This is a genomic window from Ilyomonas limi (assembly GCF_005233845.1).
GTDB lineage: Bacteria > Bacteroidota > Bacteroidia > Chitinophagales > Chitinophagaceae > Ilyomonas > Ilyomonas limi.
Window position 1 is genome coordinate 20,641 of sequence record NZ_SZQL01000032.1, and the last position, 10,976, is coordinate 31,616.

Annotated in this window: 11 protein-coding genes; 10 read left to right on the forward strand and 1 reads right to left on the reverse strand. The window is 38.7% G+C overall.

The window, feature by feature from the left end; all coding sequences use genetic code 11:
- Positions 1 to 4: 4 nt before the first annotated feature.
- The 5 genes from FC093_RS22350 to FC093_RS22370 all read left to right on the forward strand — a co-directional run bounded on the left by FC093_RS22350 (position 5) and on the right by FC093_RS22370 (position 6,731).
- Positions 5 to 2,863 (forward strand): sugar-binding domain-containing protein, encoded by a 2,859-nt coding sequence (locus FC093_RS22350; protein ID WP_137264044.1) that lies wholly within the window; start codon positions 5 to 7, stop codon positions 2,861 to 2,863.
- Positions 2,850 to 4,169: a sugar porter family MFS transporter gene (locus FC093_RS22355; protein WP_137264045.1), complete on the forward strand. Its 1,320-nt coding sequence runs from the start codon at positions 2,850 to 2,852 to the stop codon at positions 4,167 to 4,169. The genes FC093_RS22350 and FC093_RS22355 overlap by 14 nt, the downstream gene beginning before the upstream one ends.
- Before the next feature lie 579 nt (positions 4,170 to 4,748).
- Positions 4,749 to 5,432, forward strand: a complete 684-nt coding sequence (locus FC093_RS22360; protein ID WP_137264046.1) for a DUF6629 family protein — start codon at positions 4,749 to 4,751, stop codon at positions 5,430 to 5,432.
- 315 nt (positions 5,433 to 5,747) lie between these two features.
- A complete protein-coding gene (locus FC093_RS22365; protein ID WP_137264047.1) occupies positions 5,748 to 6,287 on the forward strand; it encodes a helix-turn-helix domain-containing protein in 540 nt (179 codons plus the stop codon).
- Positions 6,288 to 6,371: 84 nt separating this feature from the next.
- A complete protein-coding gene (locus tag FC093_RS22370; RefSeq protein WP_206106662.1) occupies positions 6,372 to 6,731 on the forward strand; it encodes a cupin domain-containing protein in 360 nt (119 codons plus the stop codon).
- A gap of 145 nt (positions 6,732 to 6,876) precedes the next feature.
- Here the strand turns inward: FC093_RS22370 and FC093_RS22375 are convergent, their stop codons facing one another.
- Positions 6,877 to 7,626 (reverse strand): fatty acid desaturase family protein, encoded by a 750-nt coding sequence (locus FC093_RS22375; RefSeq protein WP_137264049.1) that lies wholly within the window; start codon positions 7,624 to 7,626, stop codon positions 6,877 to 6,879.
- Positions 7,627 to 8,160: 534 nt separating this feature from the next.
- On the opposite strand from FC093_RS22375, the gene FC093_RS22380 reads away from it, so the two are divergent.
- From FC093_RS22380 to FC093_RS23900, 5 genes are all read left to right on the forward strand, one after another.
- The gene (locus tag FC093_RS22380; protein ID WP_137264050.1) at positions 8,161 to 8,469 is read left to right on the forward strand and encodes a hypothetical protein; all 309 of its coding nucleotides are present in this window, start codon (positions 8,161 to 8,163) and stop codon (positions 8,467 to 8,469) included.
- A gap of 553 nt (positions 8,470 to 9,022) precedes the next feature.
- The gene (locus FC093_RS22385) at positions 9,023 to 9,445 is read left to right on the forward strand and encodes a hypothetical protein (RefSeq protein WP_137264051.1); all 423 of its coding nucleotides are present in this window, start codon (positions 9,023 to 9,025) and stop codon (positions 9,443 to 9,445) included.
- Between the two features lie 76 nt (positions 9,446 to 9,521).
- Positions 9,522 to 9,608, forward strand: coding sequence for a DUF1003 domain-containing protein (locus tag FC093_RS22390; RefSeq protein ID WP_394347982.1), 87 nt, complete (start codon positions 9,522 to 9,524; stop codon positions 9,606 to 9,608).
- 149 nt (positions 9,609 to 9,757) lie between these two features.
- Complete coding sequence (locus FC093_RS22395; RefSeq protein ID WP_137264052.1) at positions 9,758 to 10,060, forward strand: hypothetical protein; 303 nt, start codon at positions 9,758 to 9,760, stop codon at positions 10,058 to 10,060.
- 304 nt (positions 10,061 to 10,364) lie between these two features.
- Positions 10,365 to 10,514 (forward strand): hypothetical protein, encoded by a 150-nt coding sequence (locus FC093_RS23900; RefSeq protein ID WP_170971191.1) that lies wholly within the window; start codon positions 10,365 to 10,367, stop codon positions 10,512 to 10,514.
- Positions 10,515 to 10,976 lie beyond the last annotated feature (462 nt).

The following is a 10,976-nucleotide window of genomic DNA, read 5'->3' on the forward strand; positions in this document are numbered from 1 at the left end:
TTGCATGCTATTTTTTAAAAGGTATTTTCTAATTATTCTGTTTCAGCTACTCTGTAGTACTGTGCCGTTTGCGCAATCATCAAGCCCCAATGAAATCAGTCTTGCAGGCACATGGTATTTCAGGCTGGATAAAAATGATGTGGGTGAGCAGGAGCAATGGTTTGATAAAAATTTGAATGACGAAATCAAGCTGCCTGGTTCTTTAACCACCAATAATATAGGCGATGATATATCGCTCACAACACCGTGGACAGGGGACATCATTGACTCTTCTTTCTTCACCAAACCTGAGTATGCGAAATACCGGCAACCGGGAAATTTTAAGGTCCCGTTCTGGTTGCAGCCATCAAAGTATTACAAAGGCGCAGCATGGTACCAAAAAGAGGTAACCATTCCGCAGGCATGGAACAAGCAAAATATTTCGCTGTTCCTGGAAAGATGTCATTGGAAAACAACAGTGTGGGTGGATAACAATAAAGCGGGCAGCCAAATGAGCCTCGGAGCGCCGCACGAGTATGACTTATCATCACTGCTTACACCGGGCAGGCACCGCATCACCATTTGTATAGACAACCGGGTTCATGAAGTGAATCCCGGTCCCAACTCGCATAGCATTTCCGACCACACGCAAACAAACTGGAACGGAATTGTCGGCAAGGTGGTGCTGATAGAAAAACCGCTTTTGCACATTGAGAACGTACGACTTTTTCCTGATATAGATAAGAAACAAGTAGTTGTGCTGGTTGATTACAAAAAGACGGGGGATAACCTACAGAAAGCAATTATCAGCCTGCAGGCAACATCGGGTAATAAGCATGCAGCTTCTTTACAGCCTATCACAGCCGAAAAAGATTTGAAAGAAAATACCGGCACCATTAATCTTACCTACCCGATGGGCGACAAACCTTTGTTGTGGGATGAATTTAATCCGCAGTTGTATAATATGCACGTTAGCCTGCGGACGGCAAAGGAAAGCGATGACAGGAACATTGCTTTCGGAATGCGCAGGTTTTCAACTGATAAAACACAATTCTTAATCAACGGGCGACCTACGTTTTTAAGAGGTACTTTAGAGTGCGCCGTAACGCCGCTCACCGGTTACCCTTCCACAGAAAACAGCTATTGGAAAAATATTTTTAAAGTAGCCAAATCATATGGTTTAAATCATTTGCGTTTTCACTCCTGGTGTCCGCCCGAAGCAGCGTTTAACGAAGCCGACAGCGCAGGTTTTTATTTACAGATTGAATGTTCGTCATGGGCAAACCAGGGTGCCACCATTGGTAGCGGATTGCCGCTTGATACATTTATTTATAACGAAAGCGAGCGTATTGTAAATAATTTCGGCAATCATCCTTCCTTTTGTATGATGACTTACGGCAATGAGCCCGCTGGAAAAAACCACAAAGCGTATCTTGTAAAATTTGTTGATTACTGGAAGCAGAAAGACAATCGCCGTTTATATACCACAGGCGCAGGTTGGCCGGTTACAGATAGCAGTGATTACAACAGCACACCCGACCCGCGCATACAGGCATGGGGCGAAGGGCTGAAAAGCATTATCAACCGCCAGCCTCCGTCCACAACATACGATTGGAACAACATTATTTCTAAATGGCAGCACCCGACCGTAAGCCACGAAATCGGGCAATGGTGCGTGTATCCCGACTTTAAAGAAATAGAAAAATACACGGGTGTTTTACAGGCAAAAAATTTTGAAATATTCAGGGATTTTCTGAAGGAACACGGGATGCAACGCCTGGAAGATTCGTTCTTGTTAGCATCGGGCAAACTGCAGGCGTTGTGCTATAAAGCCGATATAGAAGCCGCCTTGCGCACGAAAGGTTTTGGCGGTTTTCAATTATTGGGGTTGAATGATTTTCCGGGTCAGGGCACCGCTTTGGTGGGCGTAGTGAATGCCATGTGGGGCGATAAGGGATACATTACTGCAAAAGAATACAGCCAATTTTGTAACAGCGTGGTGCCGCTTGTGAGGTTTTCCAAACTGATTTATAATAACGATGAGATTGTATCTGCACCGGTAGAGATTGCAAACTATGGGAGTAAGGAGATACAAAACGGAAAAGCTACCTGGCAGATAAAAGATGCTAAAGGCAACGTTTTATTTCAAGGTAACTTAAATGCAGCGCACATTCCATTCGGCAATGGTATAAATATCGGGGAAATAAAAGCGTCGTTATCATCCATAAAAAATGCTGAGAAGCTCCTGGTGGAAGTGGCTGTAGAGGGGTATAAAAACAGTTGGGAAATCTATGTCTATCCGAATCAATTACCAGAAGTAAATAATGTTTATGTTACTCAAACGCTGGATGATAAAGCAATACAGGTTTTGAATAATGGCGGTAATGTTTTGTTCAATCTCAAACAGGGCACGCTTGCAAAAAATAAAGGTGGGGATATCGCTATCGGATTCTCCAGCATATTCTGGAATACTGCCTGGACACATGGGCAGGCGCCTCAAACACTCGGTATTTTATGCAATCCGGAACACGAGGCTTTGAAATATTTCCCGACAGACTACTACTCTGGTTATGAATGGTGGGATGCCATGTCGCACTCCAATGCCATCTTGCTGGATAGTGTAGCAAAAAACATTCAGCCTATTGTAAGGGTGATTGATGATTGGTTTACGGCACGTCCGCTGGGTTTATTATTTGAGTGCAAAGCGGGCAAAGGAAAACTGATGGTTTCGGGCATTGACCTCACCTCAAATATAAATGAGCGACCCGAGGCTAAGCAGCTTTTATACAGCCTTAAAAAATATATGACATCAGCGGGTTTCAACCCTTCGCAACAGATTGACTTACGTACCATACAAAGCCTGACTACGGATGAAAAATTATAACAGCAGATACATCATTGGAATTTCGTTTATATCGGCACTTGGCGGCTACCTGTTCGGGTTTGATTTCGCTGTTATTTCCGGCGCGCTGCCATTCCTACAGCAACAGTTTGGATTAACTGCTTACTGGGAAGGCTTTGCTACCGGTAGCCTCGCATTAGGCGCCATTGCCGGGTGCCTCGTTGCAGGGAATGTTGCTGACAGATTCGGGCGAAAGAAAGGCTTGCTTGTAGCTGCTGCCCTGTTTTTTATCTCTTCCCTGTGCATGGCGTTTTCAACAAACAAGGATGTTTTTATTGCATCCCGTTTTCTTGCCGGCATTGGTGTGGGAATGGCTTCCATGCTTTCGCCTATGTACATTGCAGAAATAGCTCCGGCTGAAGTAAGGGGAAGAATGGTGGCTATCAATCAACTGACCATCGTAACCGGAATATTGGTCACCAACCTGGTTAACTATACTTTACGCAACATGGGAGAGGATGCCTGGCGCTGGATGTTTGGTTTGGGTATAATACCGTCCGGCTTGTTCTTTATCGGCGCCCTGACATTGCCCGAAAGTCCACGCTGGCTGGTGAATGCATCGCGGCAGGAAGAAGCTTTTAAAATACTGAAAAAAATAGGCAATACCAGTTTTGCGGAGACCACACTATCATCCATTCAATCGTCAACCGGCAGCAACGTAAAGCAGAGCTATGGCGTGGCTTTTAAAAAAGGGGTACTCCCGGCTGTTTTGGTAGGTATTGGCCTGGCTGTTTTTCAACAGTTTTGTGGTATTAACGTGGTATTTAACTATACACCGCGCATTTTTCAAAGTATAGGTGTATCACAGGATAACCAGTTGCTGCAAACCGTTTTTATCGGTATTGTAAATTTAACCTTCACCATAGTTGCCATGCTGCTGGTTGACAAGCTTGGGCGCAAGCCTTTGATGCTGATCGGCTCTGCGGGGTTGGGCATTTTGTACATCATTGTAGTGCAAATGCTGGCTGCGGGCTCAACGGCGGTATCATGGTTTTTATTATCGTCTATCGGCGTATATGCCATGTCGCTGGCACCTGTAACCTGGGTATTAATATCCGAAATCTTTCCAAACAAGGTGCGCAGCGTTGCTACTTCCATTGCCATCATAAGTTTGTGGGCTGCATACTTTATACTGGTGTTTACGTTCCCGATATTGTTTGATAGTCTGGGTGATAAAACGTTTTATATCTACTCCGCTATCTGTTTGATCGGTTGCTTGTTTGTGTACTTTAAAGTGAAGGAAACTAAGGGGAAGACACTGGAAGAACTGGAGATGGTGTTTCATTAATAATTTCCATGAGGAAAGGATTTTGGTTTTCCTTAGTCAGTTTTTTCAAATTGATTAGTTAGTTGTCGGTGCCTGTATATAATCAGCAATGTTTTGTCAAGAACAAATAAACCGGCTCTGTCGCGTCTATTAAAATAACCAAAAATGAAGTTATCAAAAAAGTAATTTATGCAGCTAAAGGACAAAAGGTGACGTAAGCAGTTGCCATAGGAGAGGTTACTTGTTCCTTCTTAATCATTCTGACTATTTCAATTCCTGTAAGTGTTCTGAATGCGGATTTGAAGCTTTTAAATCCAAGCATGTTTTGTATTCGCCACTTGATAAACCGGGGGCTGCTTTTATTCTATTGCTTAGGTATTTGCACTGTCTTATCCAAATTTTCCTATTGTGCCTTTTATTATATTGTTTTAATTAGACTTATGCCTTATTTGTAAGTTCAATTATTTTTCATTTTTACATAGCAGCTTCATTCCTGCACATGAATTAATGTACCAGGATGGAATAAAAGAAAGCCTACCTTGTGTATTATTGTCCTTTTTACCAAAGGGGAATGCTTCTTAAAAATGGTTTTAAGAAAGAGTGAAAAGAGTGAGGGAATTTATGTGTTTTTCGGCCAGTGCGAGTTTTGGAGCCAGTGCTGTATTGGGTATTATTGGTATTGGGGCAGTAAAAAAAGCGGGCAACAGTTTACAAAGTTTATTTGCATGCATTCCCTTAATCTTTTGTGTACAACAGCTTGCAGAAGGATTTGTGTGGCTGTCTTTTACCCATACTTATTTAGCAGGCTGGCAGCCCTTTTTTATTCATTTCTATCTTTTATTCGCTTATGTGTTGTGGCCGGTAGTGATACCACTTTCCATAATGGTGATGGAAAAAGATAAAAAGCGTAAAAGCGCATTAAGCATATTACTTATGGCAGGCAGCATCGTTGCATCCTACATATTGGTCTGTATGTTTCTGTACCCGGTAAGGGCTTCGGTAATTCATCATCATATTGCATACCTGTTCAATTATCCTTTGGTAATCAATAATTTGGTACCTGTTCGCGATGGTTTGTATTTCACAGCTACTTTGCTGGGTGCTTTTGTATCCTCACAAAAAAAAATGTGGATGTTTGGTACTGTTCTTATCATGGCATATTTGTTTTCCAAGATCTTTTATAAAGAAGCTGTTGCATCTGTGTGGTGTTACTTTGCAGCAGTGTTAAGCGTTGTAGTGATTTTTATTATTCAAAAAAGACAACAACCTGTTCCTGGTTCATAGAATTATATACTATCCAGGACCACTGTCTCAAAGTAAACCTGCCCATCACTTTCCCATCTGACCAGATAGCCATTTCTGAGCGTCTAATGAAAAATTGCTGATATCAACATACCAGGCACCTATTAGTTTATTGTAACAGAAGCCGAAATAATAAATAGTGGAAAATTTTTTGCTGCTTATTACTATGATACGGCAGTACTGACAAGTGCAAAAGGCAGGATAATAAATGCTCAAAAAGTAAGCACTACTAAGCAAGGAAGCCTAAAATGGTAACAAATATGCAATAGCGATAACGTGAAGCTGTATATAAAAAATATGGTGAGTTTACGGTGTAAGATGCTGGTGAAGGCAACACTGAATGACCTCGGTATTTTCTACACAAATATTGACCTGGGAGAAGTGGACCTTGAAGCGGATATAACAGAAGCGCAGCGGGATAACCTAAAAGCTAACCTGCTTGCTGCGGGTTTGGTGCTGATGGATGATCAGAAAGCTATACTGGTAGAGAAGATAAAAGCTGTTGTGATAGAAATGGTGCATTATGCAGATGAGTTTCCTGCCGTTAAACATTCTGTATATATCAGCGAAAAACTTAATTATAACTATACCTATCTCGCTAATCTGTTTTCTGAGGTAAAAGGCATTACATTAGAGCAGTATATTATCCTGCATAAGATTGAAAAAGTAAAAGAACTGATCTTGTACGATGAGTTGAACCTTTCGGAGATTGCCTTTAAGCTCAACTATAGCAGCAGCGCACATTTATCCAATCAATTTAAAAAGATAACCGGTCTAACTCCGTCATTCTTTAAAAAATTGAAACAGAAAAGGCAAAAGCCGCTGGAAGACTTGTAATTATGTAAGTTATTTACTTTATGGTGTAAAGTTTACTGCCAGATTAAGCAGACCTTTATACACGAGTATTAAAATTAAATGATAGTGATGAAAGAAAATAAGAGCTCCACATTAGAATTGGAAAAGGCAAAAGTTCACATCATTGTAGAAGTTATTGAATATATACCTAATGCCGTGTTAAGCAAAACCATTATAAAGAAAGCTACTGGAAATGTAACAATTATGTCTTTCGACTGCGGCGAAGAACTGGCTGAAAAAACATCTCCATTCGATACTTTTATCCAGATTATTGATGGTGCTGCAGAAGTGACTATTGGTAATCATCTGCATCGGCTTCAGTTAGGAGCCGGCATCATCATACCTGCTCATGCCCCGCATCATTTTAACGCCAAAGAGCAATTTAAAATGATTTCAACGGTAATTAAGAGCGGGTACGAAGATTAGCTTTCTTCATGCAAAAATTGCTTTTGTTGAATGTATGTTCTGGTTAATAAAAAAGAAAAAGGTCTTTAGAAAAAGACCTTTGTACGATTTATTTATCAGTATAAAAGAACATGAAACAGAAAGAAATCAGGACTATACAATAGTTTTACCCGTTATGTGGTCCCACAGGAAGTAACCGTATCACTCTCATTTTATTCAATCCCAGCATAATAATATAAGTTAAATCAAACTCAAACCAGCGACGTGCAAAATTGGCATTTGTTTTATCATGATGATGATTGTTCTGAAACAACTCGCCCATTAGTATTACACCAAAAGGAGTAGTATTTTTAGAATGATCTCCGTTTTTGTAATTACGATAACCATATTTATGACCACACCAGTTAACTATAGCACCCTGGATTGGCCCCATTAAAAAATGTATCGGCAACAATAAAAACCACCATGCACTTGGAGCAAAAAGGATATAAAAAGCAACGTAAGCCGCGCCAAATAAAATACGCGTAACAGCATGATGGCCCAAATGGTCCAGCTTATGCCAGGCAGGCAAATATTCCTGAGTAAATTGCGGCTCCGGTATGCTCTGTCCGGTGTTAAACCCCCTGTATATTTTAGCCGTGTGCAACATCAGGTGCCATACATCTCTAAAGAAATAAGGTGAATGCGGGTCTTTTTCTGTGTCGCTATAAGTATGATGCATACGGTGCAAAACACCATAGGCTCTGGGTACAAGATAAGAAGAGCCTTGCGTAAACCAGGTCATCAGGTAAATAGTTCTCTCCCAGTTTTTACTGATCTTGTACATTTGATGAGATGCATAGCGATGCAGGAAAAAGGAGTGAAAGAAAAGTGACAAAAACCAGTGAGCAAAAAAGAAAATAAGAATTGCTATCATAATAAAAAATAAACTGATTAAAAGAAGAGAAAAGCTAATCAACTGCTGCCAGTGAAAACCGCAGCAATGGTGCCTTCCTGCCTGCTACAAAGTTCAGTTATTTGTTTCCCTGGTGCTTTACACAATTCCGTTCCTTATTTACATTATTCACAGGTTGCAAAACAGTAGGATGATATGTTTTATATGAATACTTTCTGATAAAATCATTATTTATTATTTGTGAGCATACTAACTAATTATGGATTGTGCTTTGTAGCTATTGTCATATGATTCTCACAATAACTATTTTATCAACCGCTGTTTTCTACTTTTATTTTTCATATGCTTTTTTAGTTCTCACTTACACAAAGAATAATATTCCATTTAAAACAGTTCCATATCATTATTTTTACAACAACAGGATGCGGCATATGCAGGATATGCGCATTAAAAAGTAAGCTGATGATACACACGCTAACTGTATTTTGTATATTCCTGTGCTATCAGCGATAATAATCAATTACAAAGCTGGCAATTTATTTTAAATTTAAGTTTATGGACGATGTTGTATTTAATGCTATGACCAGCTTTCAATTTTTTTGTAATGATTTTTTTAAACAAAAAAATATTGATAAGTTGATTCCTAAGGGTATGTCGCGCAGCGATTGGAATGGTAAAAAAGAATCATTATTAGCCGAAGAAATTGAAAGTGTAGCACATTACTTAGATGAGCAGGCTTCACTGCGATTACAAAATTATGCTGCCTCCGCCAATAAAGCAGATATAGAAAAAAGATTTACCATCATCATTGAAAAAGCAATGGAGAGCTATAAAGCAAAAATTAAAAGTTACTATTTATTTTAGTTCGTTAACCTTGTAAATTGTTGCGAAGCAAAGAATGTCACATGTACAAAAAATTACAGAATAGCAACTTGCAGCAACCACATCCGGCTATTTTATATTAGTGCTTGTGAGCTTAGCTCCTCCAACGGTAGTCGGAATATAACAAGCTAACAAATCAGTCTTTGCCTGTGTATGTTTGATGTATTCTTGCACCAAACCTGTTTTAATTGATAGTGATAAGAAAAAGAGTAATAAAGTCCTTTGTATTTTGTTGAACGCTTGTAGTATGATAATACAACTTGTAGGCAAAAATTAAATAGTTGATACTGAATTAAATACCTTATCTTGTGTGTAATCGCATAAATTTATTTGAGTACCGTAGTTTGTAATTAAACATTTATGCTACCTGCATTTATACTGTTGATAGCTACACGTGTTTACCTGGTTCCTTCCTCATCTTTTAAGCGTACTTATTGGTATATTTCAGTGTAAAACATAACTTGATCTTACACGCGAAGTTTCATCCCTGAACATTAAATCACTTTTCTAAGGACAAAGATATAAAACAATAATTATGATAAACACTCAGGAGCTGCGGGTAGGTAGCTACATTCTTGTCGACAACACTATACGAAAAGTATGTTGTATTAAAAACGACGCAAGTGCTACTCAATTATCCCATATAGGTTTTGAAACCAATCATAGTTGTGAGTACGAAGCAGCTAGTTCTGAACGATTGACGGCTGTGCCTATATCTAACGAGTTATTAAGAGCATTAGGATTCACTTTTCATGATTATCATAAAACATGGCAACATGAAAGGCCTAAGAAAACTTTTACCATAGAGTTGAATACCGAATACTCAGCCGTAGATTTTTCTCATCGCACGCTGGTAAAGCATATACAATACCTGCATTTGCTGCAGAACTTATTTTATAGTGTACAACAGCAGGAATTAACTTTAAACGCTATCCGGGATACAGTACTTACCAATTAAGTTTGTTCATCTTTTACATAGAACCAACCATCCGTTCTTTATATTAATGAACCTAATTCTTTCATGTATTGCTGCTATGCAGGCACCCGTTATTATGATGAGCCAAAACCGGCAGAAACAGAAGAACAGGATGAGCAGTGAAAATGATTACCTGATAATTTAAAAGCAAAAATAGGTATTCGCATCCTGCATCAAAAGATGGATTTATAGTTAGGCGAACAAGTAAAAACATTATACTAAATACAGGTAGCGTAGTTTACGCTGTTACAGGAAGTTAAAGTAAAATTGGAAGTAATAAATAAAGCAACAAACATGAAAAACACTACTGATTTTAATATAGATGAAGAAACGATAAGTAAATTAGGCTTACGGCTATCCAACAAGCATATAAATGCTCAGATTGCACCCAATGCAAGAGTATTTGAATATCCTGGATTAGACAATGTGTTTGTCATGGAAAGTGACCTGTATGGCAATACCATGCCGGAAGGCTCTTGTTTTCTGGCTTTCTATGGTTCACATGGGCTGATAGGGAAACACCTTCATTTAGAAACGCTTAAACATGCAAGTATAAACGATATTAAGGCAATAGCAGAAAGCCATTCTGAAGGGTAGAAACTAAGAAATATACTGACACTCTTAAACAAAGTGAAGTTTGATAAATTTAACAGGTACCGACTTTTATCAGCTGTAGGTATTGTTAAGCCATCAATGATTAATATATCTAAACAAACTATTCTTAATCGTTACCATTCGGCAAATCTTTAATGCCTGCTAGCCTTCCACATGTTCCTACATTCACATAATATTGAAAACAAAAGCTGTCATGTTAACACTCAATCGCTTATTAGTTTTAAATACGCTTATCAAACACGAAATGCTTTTGTTGATTGATATTGCAAAAGAATAGAACCTGGACATGGTACCTGATACAAATCATTTGCAACTATTGCTGGATGAGTTAAATGAAAGTGGATATATACACTTCAGGGAAGGGGTTGTACTGCAGACATATAGCATTACAGATAAGGGAATAAATGAAGGTGCAAGAATAGATAATGAAGCTTAAACACAAAGGATAGTAATTTCTTGTCTAACTATTATTTATTCAAGATTAATAAATTACATGAACGAAAAGCAGTATGCAGGTGTATGATTGGATAATAAGGCAATAATAAAGGTCGGTGGGTTATTTAAGTCGCGCCAAACCTAATTTTTGTACCTGTAAATTTTTAATTTTGAACAATAAAATACTGTAGCCTTTTGCTTAATTGAGCCTTGCCTTTAAAGGCAAAGTAAAATATTAAACAATAGACTACAGCGTTTACTATCAACCTGTTAGTAGCTGAAATCCCTTATTATCTTTTTCTCTTCAGTTTTAGATCTTCCAATAGTTTTACCTGGTTATCTATATCCAACTGCTGGTCTTTCTGACTACTTTGATTTTTAGCAATTTTACCGGACAGCTCTTTTTCATCCTTTTGCAGGTTGGCTAATTTCTTTTGAGCTTCTTTTACCACATTTTCCTGGC

What these genes read in the sequence shown, in the direction of transcription:
- FC093_RS22350 (WP_137264044.1), top strand. Translation starts at nt 5, where the DNA reads ATGCTATTTTTTAAAAGGTATTTTCTAATTATTCTGTTTCAGCTACTC.
- FC093_RS22355 (WP_137264045.1), top strand. Translation starts at nt 2,850, where the DNA reads ATGAAAAATTATAACAGCAGATACATCATTGGAATTTCGTTTATATCG.
- FC093_RS22365 (WP_137264047.1), top strand. Translation starts at nt 5,748, where the DNA reads ATGGTGAGTTTACGGTGTAAGATGCTGGTGAAGGCAACACTGAATGAC.
- FC093_RS22375 (WP_137264049.1), bottom strand. Translation starts at nt 7,626, where the DNA reads ATGATAGCAATTCTTATTTTCTTTTTTGCTCACTGGTTTTTGTCACTT.
- FC093_RS22380 (WP_137264050.1), top strand. Translation starts at nt 8,161, where the DNA reads ATGGACGATGTTGTATTTAATGCTATGACCAGCTTTCAATTTTTTTGT.
- FC093_RS22385 (WP_137264051.1), top strand. Translation starts at nt 9,023, where the DNA reads ATGATAAACACTCAGGAGCTGCGGGTAGGTAGCTACATTCTTGTCGAC.
- FC093_RS22390 (WP_394347982.1), top strand. Translation starts at nt 9,522, where the DNA reads ATGCAGGCACCCGTTATTATGATGAGCCAAAACCGGCAGAAACAGAAG.
- FC093_RS22395 (WP_137264052.1), top strand. Translation starts at nt 9,758, where the DNA reads ATGAAAAACACTACTGATTTTAATATAGATGAAGAAACGATAAGTAAA.
- FC093_RS23900 (WP_170971191.1), top strand. Translation starts at nt 10,365, where the DNA reads ATGGTACCTGATACAAATCATTTGCAACTATTGCTGGATGAGTTAAAT.